Annotated in this window: 13 protein-coding genes; 3 read left to right on the top strand and 10 right to left on the bottom strand. The window is 59.6% G+C overall.

What is annotated here, in order from left to right; genetic code table 11:
- Positions 1 to 15: 15 nt before the first annotated feature.
- The 3 genes from NQ559_RS02015 to dpp5 all read right to left on the bottom strand — a co-directional run bounded on the left by NQ559_RS02015 (position 16) and on the right by dpp5 (position 7,842).
- Positions 16 to 2,394: a PCMD domain-containing protein gene (locus NQ559_RS02015; RefSeq protein ID WP_018695156.1), complete on the bottom strand. Its 2,379-nt coding sequence runs from the start codon at positions 2,392 to 2,394 to the stop codon at positions 16 to 18.
- A 351-nt stretch (positions 2,395 to 2,745) separates the two neighbouring features.
- Positions 2,746 to 5,319 (bottom strand): PCMD domain-containing protein, encoded by a 2,574-nt coding sequence (locus NQ559_RS02010; RefSeq protein WP_018695158.1) that lies wholly within the window; start codon positions 5,317 to 5,319, stop codon positions 2,746 to 2,748.
- Positions 5,320 to 5,715: 396 nt separating this feature from the next.
- A complete protein-coding gene (dpp5, locus tag NQ559_RS02005) occupies positions 5,716 to 7,842 on the bottom strand; it encodes a dipeptidyl-peptidase Dpp5 (protein WP_018695159.1) in 2,127 nt (708 codons plus the stop codon).
- A gap of 76 nt (positions 7,843 to 7,918) precedes the next feature.
- On the opposite strand from dpp5, the gene NQ559_RS02000 reads away from it, so the two are divergent.
- Positions 7,919 to 8,521, top strand: a complete 603-nt coding sequence (locus NQ559_RS02000) for an NUDIX hydrolase (protein ID WP_018695160.1) — start codon at positions 7,919 to 7,921, stop codon at positions 8,519 to 8,521.
- A 174-nt stretch (positions 8,522 to 8,695) separates the two neighbouring features.
- Here NQ559_RS02000 and NQ559_RS01995 read toward each other — a convergent pair whose 3' ends face one another.
- Positions 8,696 to 10,066, bottom strand: a complete 1,371-nt coding sequence (locus tag NQ559_RS01995) for an FAD-dependent oxidoreductase (RefSeq protein WP_018695161.1) — start codon at positions 10,064 to 10,066, stop codon at positions 8,696 to 8,698.
- A 149-nt stretch (positions 10,067 to 10,215) separates the two neighbouring features.
- Positions 10,216 to 10,920 carry a LytR/AlgR family response regulator transcription factor gene (locus tag NQ559_RS01990; RefSeq protein ID WP_018695162.1) on the bottom strand — a complete coding sequence of 235 codons (705 nt, stop codon included), beginning with the start codon at positions 10,918 to 10,920 and terminating at the stop codon, positions 10,216 to 10,218.
- Between the two features lie 202 nt (positions 10,921 to 11,122).
- Between NQ559_RS01990 and NQ559_RS01985 the strand changes: the two genes are divergently transcribed.
- Positions 11,123 to 11,434: a hypothetical protein gene (locus NQ559_RS01985; protein WP_018695163.1), complete on the top strand. Its 312-nt coding sequence runs from the start codon at positions 11,123 to 11,125 to the stop codon at positions 11,432 to 11,434.
- A 51-nt stretch (positions 11,435 to 11,485) separates the two neighbouring features.
- On the opposite strand, the gene NQ559_RS01980 is transcribed toward NQ559_RS01985, so the two are convergent.
- The 3 genes from NQ559_RS01980 to NQ559_RS01970 form a co-directional block, all read right to left on the bottom strand.
- Positions 11,486 to 13,066, bottom strand: coding sequence for a MutS-related protein (locus tag NQ559_RS01980; RefSeq protein ID WP_018695164.1), 1,581 nt, complete (start codon positions 13,064 to 13,066; stop codon positions 11,486 to 11,488).
- A 223-nt stretch (positions 13,067 to 13,289) separates the two neighbouring features.
- Positions 13,290 to 13,706 (bottom strand): SRPBCC family protein, encoded by a 417-nt coding sequence (locus tag NQ559_RS01975; protein ID WP_018695165.1) that lies wholly within the window; start codon positions 13,704 to 13,706, stop codon positions 13,290 to 13,292.
- A 30-nt stretch (positions 13,707 to 13,736) separates the two neighbouring features.
- Positions 13,737 to 14,636, bottom strand: coding sequence for a hypothetical protein (locus NQ559_RS01970; RefSeq protein ID WP_018695166.1), 900 nt, complete (start codon positions 14,634 to 14,636; stop codon positions 13,737 to 13,739).
- A gap of 226 nt (positions 14,637 to 14,862) precedes the next feature.
- Between NQ559_RS01970 and NQ559_RS01965 the strand changes: the two genes are divergently transcribed.
- Entirely contained in the window at positions 14,863 to 15,333 is a 471-nt protein-coding gene (locus NQ559_RS01965) for a hypothetical protein (RefSeq protein ID WP_154653996.1), read from the top strand.
- Between the two features lie 208 nt (positions 15,334 to 15,541).
- Here NQ559_RS01965 and NQ559_RS01960 read toward each other — a convergent pair whose 3' ends face one another.
- Positions 15,542 to 16,417 (bottom strand): beta-1,6-N-acetylglucosaminyltransferase, encoded by an 876-nt coding sequence (locus NQ559_RS01960; protein WP_018695168.1) that lies wholly within the window; start codon positions 16,415 to 16,417, stop codon positions 15,542 to 15,544.
- Positions 16,418 to 16,448: 31 nt separating this feature from the next.
- The gene (gene tsaE, locus NQ559_RS01955; RefSeq protein WP_018695169.1) at positions 16,449 to 16,865 is read right to left on the bottom strand and encodes a tRNA (adenosine(37)-N6)-threonylcarbamoyltransferase complex ATPase subunit type 1 TsaE; all 417 of its coding nucleotides are present in this window, start codon (positions 16,863 to 16,865) and stop codon (positions 16,449 to 16,451) included.
- Position 16,866 lies beyond the last annotated feature (1 nt).

Genomic DNA, 16,866 nt, shown 5'->3' with positions numbered 1-16,866 from the left:
GATATTTCCGGTGGGTTAGTATACCCATTCGAAATCGTCGACGTACATCTCGTTGGAGGTGCATGCATCCATGTAATCTCCGTATGCGCTTGTTGAGCATGATATTACGATATTGTACGAGTTTTTCGGAGCTTGTTCTGTCTGTTGATAATAATTTATCGGAACTATGACTTCCACCATTTCATCACCTTGGGTGGATTCTTCGATGAATTTGGAAGCATAACCAATGATTGCTCCGTTGTTAGTCGATGTTTGTATCTCTGGATCCCATGTTCCGGATGGAGCGTTTTTTCCAGCATATACTTGTTGTTGAGCCGTCCAATCAACAATACATACCATTACTCTGGCTTTGTCCATATCACCCACCGCAATTTTTCCACTATGAAGATTATAGTCGATTGTCCCGATTTTTGCATGATATTTAAATTTAACTGCGCTGGGACGAGCTGTATATGTGTATGGTTTTCCGAAAGAAACATATCCGCCCATCGGACTCAATGAAATTCTAAAATCTCCCGTAAATAGGTTTCCAGGAGCAGGAACACTTGCTAAGCTATTGTAGGTTGCAGTCAGTTTTGCACAGTATGTTCCGCTTCGCCCTGATTTTGTCTCATCTCGAGTACATAAATTAGGTGCAAAGCTGTTATAACCGCTACCCCAAAAATTATAAGTATAACTTTTCGTCAAAGAGCCCGATTCGCTACCAGGGAATTGTTGGGTGTTTTTCCAAGATTCTAAACTGCCGTCGGTAATCGTATTACCTGCGTCGGTGGTAAATTGCCCTGTATATTCACTACCGTCGACAATTAGTTTATAATCATAAGTATTTCCTGCGAACACTCCTGTCCCTGTAGCAATGCGCTGGAATGGGAGAACTGTATTGTCAGTTGCATTTGGAGTAGCCCAATCGGGAGTTGTAAATGATGTCCAGTCTGGTTTTATTTCCGCTTTTGTATTGTTTTCGGTAATTTCGGCGGTCTGCCATGCAGTCTCTGTCGATTTTTTGTATTGTACGCTGACAGATGTCGCGTCGGTCGGAATATTTGAAAGCGTAAACGATGCTGTATTGGCCCAAAGGTCTGCATCCTCGTTATAGGTAATTGGGGATGAGGACGGCATATAAAATGCCAAATTTTGAGTCGTTTGCTGTCCGGCCAGATCGGTTACGACTACCTCGAAAATATGTTCGCTGCCAGGGGCGGCTAGTCCAGCGATCAAAGGTATGAGTTCAGTAATATTGAAGATTGTAGATTTCTGATACTGAATAGCAACGCCGCCGGTCATCCCAGGAAGCCCTAAATCAGTACTGAAAAGATCGAGTGCTGTAAGGCCCATTTCATTCAGTACACCGGACGTGATATTTACCATAAGCCCTGCGATACCTCCCGGGACGGTAATCTGGATATTGGCCTCATAATCGGTGCCGCATTTAGTAATGTCGTGCGGTTCGTTCATATCCTGATTCGGCCATACGAGCGACGGGGGCGCGATGGAGGCGAACTGCGGGGCGTCGACCGCTTTCTTATAGAGCGTTCCGGCTTCGAAGGCTTCGGTGCGGTCGACCGTGACCGTGGCCATCTGGTTGTCGGAGTCGATTACGTCGAGCGTCAGCGTGGGGTAGAGGTCGGCCGGGACGTTGAAGAAGGCTTCGACGTGGTCGCCGCCCGCCGCATCGGGCGTGTATTGCAATGCGATGACGTTCGACTGGTCGGTTGTGCTGAGGCTGGCAACTGTCTCGGCACCCCCGTTTTTGAGGGCGAAATCGAGGCTCGAGGCCGAAAGCTTCTGGGTTTCCCCGCCGGCGGTCAGCAGCAGGTATTTCACCTTGTCGGCCGGCGTGGCGATGGAGAAATTGAGGATCGACGTAAGGCGGTGCAGCGTGAAGGTGACGTCTTTGCCGTCGGCCTTGCCCGCCTCGTCGTCATCGGTGTATGCCCTGGGGGTGGCGACCAGCGCGTCGTAGGCGCTGTTGAAATCGTTGCCCGCCTGCGTGCGCAGGTTCCCGAACGGGAGGTTGGCCGTGGTGCCGGTGACCTTCGCGTGGGGGAAGAAGGCATAGTAATTGCCGCCGCCCGCTGCGAAATCGTTGAGCGAACCTTCGAATGCGGCCGAGGTTGTGTTGTAGTCGAATTTGGCAGCCGTGGCCGGTGCCGTGCCGCCGGTTTTGACAGGCAGGATGCCCAGGGCGTCGCCGGCTTCCCATTCGGCCGTGAAGGCGCTTTCGCCGACATGGATGTTGGCGCGGGTGCCGTCGTTCTCGGCGACCTTGGCATAGACTTTAATAAGCGAACCGTTGCCGGAGTCCGGGGCGGTGTCCGCTTCGTCGAACTTGTTGCAGCCGGCCAGCGATGCGAGGGCCGTTGCACAGAAGAGGAGTTTGAGGGATTTCTTCATGGCGCTGCGGTGTTAGGCTTCGTCGGATTCGTCCATGTAACTGTCGTCATAGGACATCGGAAGAACACTCCCGCCTACCGGTGATGTGGCAAATCCCTTTTCAGTCGTGATCTCGATTACTTCGATGGTAGGGACGGAGTATTTCCCCCCCCCTCGTTTGGCTAATTCAATTCCCATGATATGCAAAAGTTTAAAGTGACATAACAAAAGTAGGTTTGCGCAGCCGCAAATGAAAATAAATTCAACGAACCCGGGCAATTTCATCATAAACGCCCGCTGTTTCACTATTTCCCGTCCTCGCGTATGTGTGCCGATCCGCCGGGAAGGGCGCAGGAGCCCCATAACTTGTTGTCATATCGCCCGATACGACAAAAAACCTCCCCGCAGGTGCAGGGAGGTTTCGAAAGGGAGGCCGTGGTGCCGCCGGGGTTTGTTATTGCCGGGGTTGTAGTATATCCACTCGAAGTCGTCGACGTACAGTTCGTTGCTTTGGCTGCCGCAGAAGAATGCCCCGTAGCAGTCCGAGGAGCACGAAATCATGATGTTGTAAGCCTTCGACGGGATGGGCGTCGCGTCGCGGTCGTTGTAGACGATCGGGATGGTTATGGTCTGCCAACCGTCGGTCGAGGCCGTGAATTTGTGGTCGCCGTATGCCAGGATGCCGATGCCGGTGTCCGAGGGTTCGAACGTCCCGCTGATGTTGTATTCCCCGCTAAGCGCCTTGGTCTGGGATACGTTGTCGATTCGGGTGTCCCTGTCGCAGATACATACGAAGATGCGTGCGGGGGAGATGTCCGAGGTGGACAGCTCGTCCTTCTTCGCCCCCAGGGTCTGAATGTTGCCGACCGTCGCCCTGGCTTTGACCCGTAGCGCCGTGGGACGTGCAGTCCATGCGTAGGGCGAACCGAAGCTGGCCGTTCCGCCGCTCCATCCGAATATGGAAACCGTGTAGTCGAAGGAGCCGGTGAACAGGTTGCCGGCAGCGAAGATCTTGATCGACCCGATCGAGGTCAGGTTCGGCTTCAGGTATGCACAGTAGGAACCGCTGGTATTCCCGATCCATATGTTTTCGTTCTTGGTGCATAGGCCCGTGGTCTGTCCGTTGTTGCCCGATGTCCAGAAGCTGTTGCCGCTCGCATTCGGATATACGATGTTTTTGTTGCTGCCCAGGGTCGTCGTACTCCAGTCCTCCATGCCGCCGTTTTGGATGGGGTCGCCTTTCTCGGCGGTGAGGTCGATCGTGCCGGAAGCCTTCGTCGTGCCGTCGATGACGAGCCGGTATTCGTATCGGTGGCCGGGGCGGATGCCGGTTTCGCTTATCATCGTGTTGTCGGCGTTGTAGGCGCTGCTGATCGTGGCTGTGAAAGTCCCGTCTTCGGCATTCTGCGTCCCCTTGGCGGCAGCCTGCCAGGTGCCGTCGGTACGTTTGTATTCGACCGTCGTGTGCTGGAAGTCTTCCGGGGCGACCACACATGCGAGCGTCGCGGTGTTCGTCCAGAAGTTCGCGTCGTCGTTGTAGGCCGCGCCCGGGGTGATCGCCGAGGCGATGGTCTTGGCGTATTGCAGGGTGACCGTGGTCTGCTGCCCTGCGTTGTCCGTGACGGTGAACCTGAAGTCGGAGTGTGCGGTTTCCGTCACCTCGGCGCAGACCATGGCCAGCAGGTCGATCAGCCCTCCGATCTGGAAGAATGCGTACTGCTGGTCGAGCAGCTGCGAAGGGGTCGGGAATCCGAGTTGGGTGAGCATCTCGGCCATATTCTCGGTCGCCGGGGCGGTCAGCTCCATCGTGGGGGCAAGCCCGGCCAGCTCCAGCAATCCGCTTTCGGTCAGCACCGGGGCGATGATTTCCACCTCCATTTTACGGATGCCGCCCGGGACACTGACCTCGATATCGGCCTCGTTGCCCGTGTCTGCCAGCTCGTAACGCTGCGAGAGGTCGTGTCCGAGCCACTCGATGGTCGGGGGCGTGGCTTTGGCGAAGGTTCCCGTCGCTATTTTGGTGTAGACCCAGTTGGCGACCATCGGCGTGGTACGGTTTACCGTCACGCTCGCGGTGTTGCCCTTGTCGGTGCAGACGGTGAAGACCAGTTCCCCGTAGTTCTCGTCGGGCAGCACGTTGAAGAACGTCTCGCTCAGGTCGGCCGAGGGTGCCGTGCCGTCCTTGTAGGTGACGGTGATGCGCTCCGAGTCGATCGACACGGTGCCGCCGGCGGGCGACGGGCCCTCGGCGACCAGCGTGGGGTTGACCGCGGCGATGTCGTATGCGCTCGTCGGGAGTTCGAAGGTCAGCTGCTCGGAAGCGATCGGTTTTACGGCCGTCAGCATAACCGAAGCCACCTTTTCCGACGCTGCGCCGCCCTGCATGCGCAGTGCGAGGATCGTCGTGAAACGGTTGAGGTTGAATCTGAGGGCTTCGCCCTGGGGTGTCATGCCCGGGGCGGCGTTCGGGTACAGGATCGCATCGGCCGCCAGCAGGTCGTATTCGCTGTTGTACCTGTTACCCTCCTGCGTACGGAGCGCGCTGAACGGAACGGTCACCGTGGTCTTCGATCCGGAGACGCTCGCCGTACCGTTGTGCGGGTAGAATGCGCGGTAGTGCCATTCGCCGGTTTGGGAGGGCAGCGTGCCCTTGAACGTGCGGGATTCCGGGTCGAAGGCGAACTGCCCGAGGGCGGAGAAGTCCTGGCTGCCCGGCGCCTTGTGGATGACCCCGAGGATGTCCACCTCGTTCCACGAGCCTGAAAGCCCGTTTTCGAAGTCTACGTCGATCTCGGCGCGGGTCTGCTGGCGGGGGGCGATGTCGGCGCGGAGCCCGACGACGGCCTCGTTTGCACCCGGCTTGGGGGTCGCTTCGTCGAAATTGCTGCATGCTGCGCCGAGGACAGCTGCAAGGAGAACCGGAATGGAAATGTAAAATCTTTTCATGGCAGCTGCTGTTTATTCGGTGTCGTAATAATCATCGTAGCTGCCCATGGGACTTACTCCCCCGGTTCCGGGGTAATCTGATGCGGCAAACCCCTTCTCGGTTTGCACGTCGATCTGTTCGAGCAGGGGTGCGACATAGCATGGTCTCCCCTCCCGATTGGTGGTACTGTCTTCATAGTTAAATGTTTTTTAGTGTCGAGAACAAAAATAGGACTATGCGAAGGCAGATGAAAATAAATTCAACGAACCGGTGGATTTTTTCAATGAACCAGCCGATTTGAGGGATAGCGATCGGGCTGAAATGATGAGATAAAGAACGTAAAAGGATGCACGGTGGACAAAAAAGGCCATCCGGGAAATCCGGATGGCCTTGCGATGCGGGGACGCCCCCGCCCGTTATTTCACGTATTTGTCGAGCCAGCCGAAGAATTCGCGGTTCCAGACGAGCGAGTTCTGGGGCCTGAAGACCTGGTGCGCCTCGTTTTCGAATTCCACCAGCCGCGCCGGGATGCCGCGCACGCGGGCGGCCGTGAAGGCTTCGAGCGACTGCGTGTAGGGGATCCGGAAATCGTATTCACCCGTGAAGATCAGGATCGGCGTATCCCATTTGTCGACGAATTTGTGCGGCGAATTGGCGTAGGAGCGCTGTGCGACCTGGTTCGACCGATCCCAGTAGGGGCCTCCGTAGTCGTTGTTGATGAAGAACAGTTCTTCGGTCTCACCGTACATCGACTCGAAGTTGAAGATGCCGCAGTGGGCGATGAACGCCTTGAAACGCTTTTCGTGGCAGCCGGCCAGGAAGAATACCGAGTAGCCGCCGTACGATGCCCCGACGCAGCCCATGCGGGTTTCGTCGGCCCACGGCTCCCCGGCCACGTCGTCGATGGCCGAGAGGTAGTCGCGGATGTTCTGCCCCGCGTAGTCGCCCGATATCTGGTCGAGCCACTCCTGCCCGAACGAGGGCAGGCCGCGGCGGTTGGGCGCCACGACGACGTAGCCCTGTGCGGCCATCAGCTGGAAATTCCAGCGGTAGCTCCAGAACTGCGACACGACGCTTTGCGGGCCGCCCTGGCAGTAAAGCAGGGTGGGGTACTTCTTGGCCGGGTCGAAATCGGGCGGCAGGATCACCCACGTCAGCATCTGCTTGCCGTCGGTGGTCTTCACCCAGCGTTTCTGCACCTCGCCCATCCTGATGTTGTCGTAAACCGGTTTGTTGATGGCCGAAAGCTGCGTCAGCGTGCCGTCGGCGGGGTCGACGCCGAAGAACTCGGTGGCCATCGAGATCGTGCACATTTCGGCGACGATCCTATCGCCGGCCATCGAGAAGGCGTTGATGTCGTGGTCGCCGCGGGTTACCACCTCGACCTCGCCTACCGAGGGTGAGATGCGGCAGAGCTGGTGTGTCGCCTCGATCGGTGCGATGAACCAGATCGTGTCGTTGTCCTCCCAGACGACGTTCATGGCGTTGTAGTCGAAATCTTCCGTCAGATCCTGCATGTCGCCCGTCCGACAGTCGTAGAGGAACAGGCGTGCCTTGTCCGACTCGTTGCCTGCGCGGCGCTGTGAAAGGAAGGCGATTTTCGTATCGTCGGGCGACCATACGGGGTATTTGTCGTAACCGGCCATGACGGCCTTGTCGCTTGCGACGGGCTCCCCGGTATTGACATTGACCGGCTTGCAGATGTTCTGCGTCACGCCGCTTTCGAGCACATAGACGAAGATGTCCGAGTCGGTCGAAACGGCGTATTCGGTGCCGGTGAGCGGCTTACAGGTATAGGCCAGCATCGTGCCTGCGTTGTTCCAGGTGATTTCGGCCATGTCGAAATAGGGCGCCAGCGGGGCGTCCCACTGTGCATCGGGCATGATGTCCGTGCCTCCCGTCACGAGGCCCTTGCCCAGTTCGCCGATGAAGATATGGCGGTAGGAGCCTTCGTCCCAGTAGTCCCAGTGGCGGGCCATCAGGTCGTCGTAGATGCGGGCCTTCGACTTGTCCATGTCCTCGTATACGTCCGACGATTTGCGCCGCGCCGTCTGCACGGCCTGTACCCACCAGATGTGTTTTTCATCGGGGCTGACACCGAATCCTTCGACGTCGGGGACACCCTCGCCCCCGCCGCTGCCCGTTATCTGGGTCGCGTCGCCGCCAGCGGCGTTCATCCGCCACACCTGCATCGAGCCGCTGCGATCCGACAGGAAATAGATTTTCCGCCCGTCGGAGCTCCACTCGGGGGCGGCGTTGTTCGAGGCCGTGTCGGTGAGCCGCGTTACGGCGCCCGATGCCATATCCTGCACCCAGAGGGTCGTCACGCCGCGGTTCTGGGCCATGTTGTAGTCGGTCTGCGCATAGAGGAGCGTCTTGCCGTCGGGTGAGAGCGACGAGGAGCCTGCACGGCTCATTTTCCACATCACCTCGGGGGTGAGCCTGCCTGCGGCGATTTCGTCGGCCGTCAGGGCGTTGTCGATCGTAAGTGGTTGCGGGCGCCTGTCGTCGCATGCGCCCAGTCCCACAGCTGCAATAGCCATAAAAAGGAGTAATTTTTTCATTTTGGTCGGGGTTTCTTCTATATTATTCGTATTTTCGCGTTCAAATCGAGCCAGCATGGACTATACCGTATATTTTGCAGATAAAGCCGTGGTTTTCACTGCGAAGACCCCTGGCGAGGACTGGTATGCCGTGACGCCCGCACCGGACGGCGGCATATCACGAGCGAAGGTAACGAAAATTCTCGAATCGTACAACAAGGCGGCTGTCGTCACGCCCGATCCCGGGGCGGCGTTCGGGGCCTTTGCCGCGGAGTTCGCGCTTATAGAGGCGGCGGGCGGCGTGGTGGTCAACGATTGCGGCCAATGGCTGATGATCCGCCGCAACGGCCGCTGGGACTTACCCAAGGGGCACCTCGAATGCGGCGAGCGGATCGAGGAGTGCGCGGCCCGCGAGATCGAGGAGGAGACGGGTGTCCGCGCCGGGGTGGTGCGACCCCTGTGCGATACGCTGCATGCCTATTATTTCCCCAAGACCGAACGCTGGGAGCTGAAACGCACCCACTGGTACGAGCTTCACACGGCGTCCTGTGACCGGCTTGTGCCCCAGCTCGAAGAGGGGATCGAGCGGGCGGCGTGGTGTACGCCCGCGGAGGTCGCCCGCAACCTGCGGGATGCTTTCCCGACGATCCGCTGCGTGGCGGCGGCGATGGGAAAGTAGCGCGGCGGCGATCATAGGGTTGCGGTGACGCCGGGGCGTTCCGGCTGTCTTTTCTGGCCGGCGTAACCGGTGTGTTTCCCCGCCCTCCCCGTGGCTTTCTCTTCGGAGCCTTCCCCGGATCCTTCCCCGGATCCTTTCCCGGCGATGCCCGGCGGAGCCCCATCCCGGTTCCCGTCAGGCGAACAGGTCGTTGAGCGATTCGCTCATGCTCGGATGGGTGAAGATCGAATTGCTCAGGTCGTGTGCCGTGACGCCGTGCTTCATGGATGTGGCGACGGTGTTGATGACTTCGCCCGATTCGGCTCCGAAGAGCGTGCACCCCAGTATCTCGTCGGTCTTGGCGTCGATGACGGCTTTGAGCACACCCTCCGTCGAACCTAGTATCCGAGAACGCGGGAATGCCGCGACGGCGATCCTGTTGACGCGGATGTCGCGCCCTGCCTTGCGTGCCTCCTCCTCGTGCATGCCCACGTGCGAGAGCGTCGGTTCGATGAAGACCGAATAGGGAACGGGGCCCCGGTTGGCCGTGGTACGGGCTCCGTCGCCCAGCAGCACGTCGCGTATGATCCGGAAGTCGTCCAGCGAAACATAGGTGAATTGCAGCCCGCCCGTCACATCGCCTGCGGCGAAGACATGTGAAGCCGTCGTGCGCAGGTGTGCGTCGACCCTGACGGCACCCCGGTCGTCGGTTTCGATTCCGGCGGCCGCGAGGTTCAGCCCTGCGGTGGCGGGGCGGCGTCCCGTGGCGAGCAGCACGGCGTCCCCGTCGATTTCGTATTTTCTGTCCGTCTGCGTGTCGGCGACGGCGACCGTGACGCCCTCGGCGGTGTCGCTCACCGATTCGACCCGTGCGCCCATGCGGAACTCGATGTTCTTTTTTTCCAGCGCCTCCCGCACGGCGGCCGCAATGTCGCGGTCTTCGCGCGGGATCAGCTCCGCGAACCCTTCGAGCACGGTGACTTTCGATCCGAATGAGGCGTACATCGAGGCGAATTCCAGCCCGATGTATCCGCCGCCCACGATTACCAGGTGCTGCGGAAGCTCTTCGAGCTCCATGATCGAGGTGCTGGTATAGACCCGCCTGCTCTGTGCGATGCCTTCGATGGGCGGGATTACCGTCTCGGCGCCGGTGTTGATGACGATGTATTTGCCGCCGATCTGCTGTGTCCCCCGGGCGGTTTTCACGGCGACGGCTTCCGGTGAGGCGAAACTGCCTTCGCCCGTGTAGACGTCGATGCGGGCGTTGTCGGCCAGTTTATGGTAATTCTTGTCCCGCAACAGCTCGACCAGCGCCGTTTTCGAGGCGACGGACTCCCTGTAATAATCCCGCCGCTGCCCGAAGGTCAGCGGATGCCCTGCGGCTGCGAGCCCGGCGCTGTGGATCAGGGCTTTGGTCGGTATGCAGCCGATGTTGATACAGGTTCCCCCGTACATTTTGTCCGAGCGTTCGACCATCGCGACGCTCCAATCGTGTGCGGCCAGTTCGGCGGCGAGGGTCTTGCCCGCTTTGCCGAAGCCGATGATGACGGCATCATATTGTTTCATAACTTTCCCTGTTTTAAGTTTCCCGGTGGCATGTGGCCTTCTCCGGCTCATTGTTCCCGTAATGCAAATATCGGGGTTTTATGCCGTCGGTGAAATGGCCGCACTGCCGGATGTGTTGGCAATAATTCCCGTTTGCGGGTTGCGGGGCGTTATTCGCCCGCAGGGGACTCGAACCGCAGCCGTGCGGTGTCCTTGTATTTGCGGGAAATTTCGATTTCCTGTCCGCCGACGTTGACCCGCGAGGGGTGGTATTCGCCGACGTGTGCCGTGTTGACGATATAGGAGCGGTGGATGCGCAGGAAGCGCCGGTCGAGCTGCGATTCCCATTGCGAGATGCGCGTCTTTGTACGGTAGGCCTCGCCCGATGCGGTGTGCAGCCAGACTTCGCTGTCGTTCGATTCGACGTAGAGTATCTCCGCAGGGTCGAGCGTGATTTTCCGCCGCTCGGATACGAAACTGATCGTTTTGTCGTAGGGGCAGCGGGCCGTGAGGTAGTTTTCGAGCATGATCTCGGGGGCGACGAAAGCGCCCGGTATCAGCAGCAGGAACACAGGGTTGAGCAGCAGCCCCGGCATCTGGCCGACCCCTGCGCCGAGGATGTAACGCCCGGCCAGCATCAACGCGAGGTATTCGATGCAGAGGATGCCCAGAGCGAGGTATACGGCGTCGAAAATCCCCTGTCGGGGATTCCGGAACGAGAGCTGCGGCACGAAATAACGGGCGGCGAGCATCCCCGGCAGGAACATCGCGCCCAGCAGCAGGGCATCCGTGAAGGGATAGCCCAGGCTGACCAGTACCAGTGCGATGACGACCGTGGCCGCGAGCCACCATGCGACGGGGAGGAAATGTTTCATGCGACGATCCGTTTCAACAAATATAGGTAAATAAACCGCATGTCCGTCGTCCCGGAGCCCGGAAAAATGCTCCCGTGGGGCGGACGGCGGGATTCGACCGCGCAACGACGGGTTTCGCCTGTCCGTTTTTTTGCCGGTTCGGGGCCGGATGGACTATCTTTGTTGCAGGGAATAGTCCCGTGTCCGTTTAAAATTTTATCGTATGTACCAGTTGTTTTTCGAAGGCGGTTCTTACCAGATGTCTTTGCTGACCGCCGAATTGATTTGTATGCTGTTCGCTGCATGGAAAGCCCCGGCATGGGTGAAGGAGATCGGGTTGCTGGCTTTGGTGAGCGGGATCTTCCTTCAGATTCTAAGCATGTACCATGCCTTTGACGTCATTCAGCAGGCGGGCGATATTTCGCCGACGCTGCTGCTCGGCGGATTCAAGGTTTCGTTCATTACGATCATGTACGGAATGCTGATCTACGGGGCGTCGCTGGTTATCCGGATGCTCCAGAAACCGAAAATCTGAAGCAGGAGCGCCGACCCTCCGAGGCCGGCGCTCCTGCCCGTGGTTTGGCCGTCATTCCGGTTTTTTCAGCAGCCGTTCCTGCACCGCATAGGCTTCGGCGATCAGTTCGGGCGGATAGTCGTACAGTTCCAGGATGCGGATTGCGTTGCGGGTCGTCAGCGGCCCCGTGTGCAGCTGGTAGTCGAAGACCAGCTGCCCGTCGACCACCTCTTCGCGGAAGTGGTGCAGTTCGTAGCCGTCGCTGTCGAGCAACTCCGCCAGCTCGATGTCGTGCGTCGATACCAGCACGATGTGCGGGCCGCGGTTGAGGTGCGAGAGGACGGCTTTCCCGGCGGCGATGCGTTCGGTCGTGTTCGTCCCCTTGAACAGTTCGTCGAGGGCGAACAGGCAGGGGGCGGAATCCTGTGCCGCTTCGAGGAAGCGTTTGACGGTCAGCACCTCCTGCAGGTAGTAGCTCGTGCCTTCGGCGATGTCGTCCGTAATGCGGATCGAGCTCAGCAACCGCATGTACGGTGCCGTATAAGAGACGGCGAAGCATATGTCGAGGGTCTCGGCCGTCAGGGCGTTGAGCACCAGCGTGCGGATGAAGGTCGTCTTGCCCGACATGTTGGAGCCGGTGAGCAGCAGCCCCGTGCCGTCGAGGACGAGCGTATTGGGCACGCAGCCGTCGATGAGCGGATGTACGACCTGCTCGGCCTTCAGGTATTTTCCGTCGACGAACTGAGGGCGGCAGGTCTGGGTTTCGCTGCGCAGGCGTGCGACGGAGATTGCGGCATCGGTCTCCCCGATGAAGCGGAACATGCCGTGGATCGCATCGCGCCGGGCCGTGATGCTGCCGATAAAGCGCTGGAAGAGGATCACCTCGATATTGAAGGCGACTTTGGCCAGCTCGATGAAAAGCCATGCGATGGCGGCCAGCTCGTTTGCGGAGTCGCCCTGCGTCCCGACCACGCGGCTGCGGCGTTCGACCTCGGCGACCTGCCGGATTTGTCCGGTGGCCTCCTCCGTGCCGGGCACCTCTTCGACAGCCAGTTCCCGGGCTGTGCGCAATGCCAGCGAAAGTTGTTTTACGGCCGAGCTGTAGAGCGAGACATTGAGCTTGTTGCTGTAATGGATATAGAGGTTCACGGCGAAGACCGCCATGAACAGCAGCAGCGACAGCGGGTAGAACGGGGCGGCGAGCAGCGTCGCCACGGCGAGCAGGGTGAGCGGGTATACCCAGGCGAAATAACGGACTTTGGCCGGTGTGTCGAAAATCAGGTTTTGCAGCCCGTAGGCATCCTCGTCGGTGAGCCGGGAGAGGGATTCGGTGCAGCTGGCCGCAAGTTCCCCGTTGCGGGAGAAACAGTCCGTGCTGCGGCCGAAAGCCTCGGCATCCTCCTGTCCCCGGAGCGTGCGTATGCGGGCATAAAGGCATTGCTGCCCGACTTTCGAGGTCGTGCGGTCGATGCGCTCGAATACGGCGTTGAGGTCGAGGTCGGCCGTGGTTTCGGCGTCGATCGTATGGCTGGCGTCCTCCGCCGGGCAGTTGTAGAAATAGCGGCTGATCAGGTCGAAGTCGCACGGCGGGCGCTCTCCGGCGGGAAGCGCCGAAGGCCGGAAAAGGGCTGATAGATAACTTGTCGGTTTCATAATCGCGTGCGTTTATAGGTTTTCGTGTGCGCGTCGCGCCGACGAATGCTTGCGTGATCCTTGCCTGAGCCTGCGGCACGGCGTCATACCGCCTTTGGCTGCGTGTCCCCCGGCGTGTGCGGCAAACATCTCTTCCCCGCCCGGAATCATCGCCCCGGGGCATCGTGCCTGCGGAACCGTGCCCGATTTGCAGGGGCTGTGCCGGACTTCGTCTGCCGTCCGTTCAGACCTGCGGGGCGGCGTTCATCGCCCGGGCGATCCCCTCGGCGATCTGATCCAGCGCCCCTTGCAGCTTGTTGCCGATCATCATCTTCATCATCATGTTCAGGTCGATGCGCAGCACCAGCCGCAGGCGGGTGTCCGCGGCGGAGACTTCCTGCAACTGGATCCAGAATGCGAAATCCATCGGTACGCCCCCGTCGTCGCCGACGACCTTGACGTATTTGCCCGGCTCGCGCTCCTCCATGCGGAGTTTCACGGTGAAGCCTTTGGCCTTGAACGAACAACTGTCCTCGGTAGCCTGCCACTCCTCGACCTTGTCGGCAAGGGCGGGCGTGAGGTTGTCGAAACGGCTGATGACCGCGTAAATCTGTTCCGCGGGACGTAAAACCTGTTGCTGTTTGGAGATATATTCTTGCATTGCGTGTGTAAAACTTGTATGAAATGTGTTTCAGAAATCGGATGCGGTTTCGGGCGCTGCCCAGAAACGTGTTTCGTCGGAGGTTTTGACCGCTGTGCGGCCGAGCCGGAACCCTTCGAAGTCAGGCGGGAGCAGCACCACGCAGCGGTGCCTGCCTCGGTTCGGCTCCTGGTCGAAGCCCGTGCTTTCCCAGCATTCGAACCAATAAAGGTTCTTGGCCCAGTAGGCGGCATAGTAACCGTCGTCCTTTTCATCCAGCAGGCGGTGTACCTCCGTCGGCTCGCCGCCGATGTACCGTGCGCGCATCTCCGCGAGCGAGAGCGGCGTACCTGCCGGATCGGTGATGAATGCCTGCATGTCCGAGTCGACCATCGCCCACTTCTGCAGCTCGGGCAGCCATGCGATGTTGACGACGTGGCAGTCCGTGTCGAGCGAGTCGGCCGGGAGGCACGTGACGAAGCGGTTGGTGATGCCCGATGCCAGCAGCAGTTCGTGCAGCATGATCGAATGCAGACGGCAGTTGAAGGCCGGTTCGACCGTGCGGCTATACTCCCATAGGGCAACGGCGTTGCACTTTTCGGGGTAGACCTGCTGGTTGGCGTGCGGGATGTTGCGGGCGACGAATTTTGCCAGCGCCAAGGTATTCTCCCACGTCGAGGCATCGCGGCGCAGCAGCGTGTCGAGGCGGAAATGGTCGCGGATTTCGCGGGCGCGCACGCTGTCCTGCCGGTAGGCGAAGCGGAATTGTACGGTGTCGGCGGCATAGGGTGCGGCCGCGCGCAGCAATTCGGTGCGCTGTTCCGCCAGCAAGGCGTTGAGTGCACTGGCGACCTGCTCCCTGAATACGAAGCGGGCGAGCAGGAAGGCTGCCAGCAGCAGCGTGACGAGCGAAGCGAGGACGATCCCCGCGATTTTCAAGGTTTTTTTCATGGGAGTAAGGTGTTTCCTGCGGCAAAGATACAACATCGGATCGAGAAACGGAGCGGATTACGGCAGGAATGTTGCCGATTGGCTTTCCGGGCCGTGCCGGCGGGGGGCGGGGCTGCCGGCGGAAACCTTCGGTGCGCCGGATGGGCAGGCCCCGGCCTTGAGCGGCTGCAAGGGCGGAGATTTCCCGGAAATATATTATCTTTGAAAAACGATGAAGTCGGTTGTGATGAAAGGGAAATTATTGTTGGGTATCGTGCTCCTGTTCCTGAACCTCCCGTGCTTGCAGGCGGATGCGGGGGCGGATGGCGGCGCATGCAGCGTGCGCCGGGAGCTCCCGGAGCTCCGGCAGCCGGAGTGCAGGGATGCCGAGGCTGTCCGTTTGATCGAAATGTTCTATGCGGACTATGTTTTTGGCGGGGAGGACTATGCACCCGGAGTGGAGAAGTACTGCACGGAAAAGTTGATAAGGCGGCTGAAGGACGACTATACACACGAGTACGACGGAGCCGGTTATGCCGTTTGGAATTTCCGAACCGGATGCCAGGACGGCCCGGGCGATGTATCGCAGGTCGTTTCGGTAACGGCTCTGGGAAACGGTCTCTATGCCGTGAAATTCATCGACATGGGGATAGAGGGGACGCGAACGGTTCGGGTCGTTTGCGAGGACGGGGGCCTGAAACTCGATTCGGTCGAATGACGGAAACGACCTGCCGGGCGGTTCGCCCCGTTCGCCGTGCCTGCGGGGCGTGTTCCCGCGATGCGGCGGCCATAGGGTAGAAGGTTGTAGCCCGCGAGGTTGAAGCGTCGGCGCTGCATTGAAGGAAGAGGACGGGGCGGATGTGAAGCCTGTACGGTAAGCGGGTGCCGGGATATTGCGGCCGGCATCGGCGGCGAACAGCGCGGGTTTATCGGAGGAACGTCTCCCGGTAGCGGGCGATGTCCAGGTCGCCGGCGATCTTGCGGGCGAAGAGGTACGGAATTTCCGCCGCCATGTCCCGTGCCTGCAGCAGCCGGGGCAGGTCGTCGGTGCCGAATGTTTCCGGATGGGGCGCCCCTTCTCCGACCCATCGGGTGTAGACGAGGGGACGGCGCGTATTCGCACCGGCGAATTCGGAAATGCCCATCAGGGTCTGGAAAAAGATCTCGTCGCCGCAGTGCGAGTGTCTGAATGCGCGGATATAATCGGGGTGGGTGCGCAGATAATCGAACACAAAATCCCGGAAGCGGTCGGTGACGACGATCCAGTTGGAACCCTTTTCGAGCGGCGGCAATGTCCTGAAATAGGGGTTGTCCCCGGGGCGCAGCCGTTTGTAGAGCCTTTTGCGGAAATAGCCCGGCAGGCGCCCGATCCAATCGTTCCTGTCGGGGTAGTGGCACCACTGCATCTTCTGCGTCAGCTCGGTGATGTGCAGTTCGGGCTGCATGTCCGCGAACTGCCGCGGGTAGCACGCTTCGAGGAAATCGTGTATCTGCCCGCAGGGGCGTAACGGCAGGGTGTCGCCCGAGAGAATGGCGATGTAGCGGTAGTCGCCGTTACAGGTGGCCCGGAGCAGTTTGAGCATGCAGTCGATCTGGCCGTACTCGCCCCAGTACACCTTGCTGCGCGGGTGGATGAAACGTGCCAGGGGACGCAGCGGCGCAAAATCCCCGATGTCGGATTTCGCATCGACATGGATGAAAATATCCGCTTCGGGGTGCTGCAACTGCCGGCACAACTCCTGCAGGACAGGGGTGTATTTATGGCATTCGATGCAGAATGCGATGCGGAAACCGTCTGCCATGGTCGTAGTGTCGCGGGGCGTTGGCCGGGCTTCAGTCGATTTCGAACGTGCGTGCCGTGTCGCTGTCGACGGTGATGCGCACCGTCATCACGTTCTCGGGCAGGAGCTGCTCGATCTTTTCGGGCCATTCGACCAGGCAGAGGTCGCCCGAGAAGAAATACTCTTCGTAACCGAAATCATAGGCTTCGCGGATGTCGTTGATCCGGTAGAAATCGAAATGATGGATACGGCGGTTGCCTTTGCCCTTGTACTGGTTCACGATGGCGAACGTGGGGCTGGTTACGGTGTCCGTGGCGCCCAGTTGGGCTGCGATCTCGCGGATCAGCGTGGTTTTGCCCGCGCCCATTTCTCCGCGCAGTGCGACTACCGTGCGGCGGCCGAGCGCTTCGATGACCGCCTCGGCGACGTCCGGCAGTTCGTCTTGCGAGGTGATGTGGATCGTTTTCATA

It is taken from the genome of Alistipes onderdonkii, from assembly GCF_025145285.1.
Taxonomy (GTDB): domain Bacteria; phylum Bacteroidota; class Bacteroidia; order Bacteroidales; family Rikenellaceae; genus Alistipes; species Alistipes onderdonkii.
Note: the sequence above shows the minus strand (reverse complement) of the source record. Positions and strands in the feature narration are given on the sequence as shown.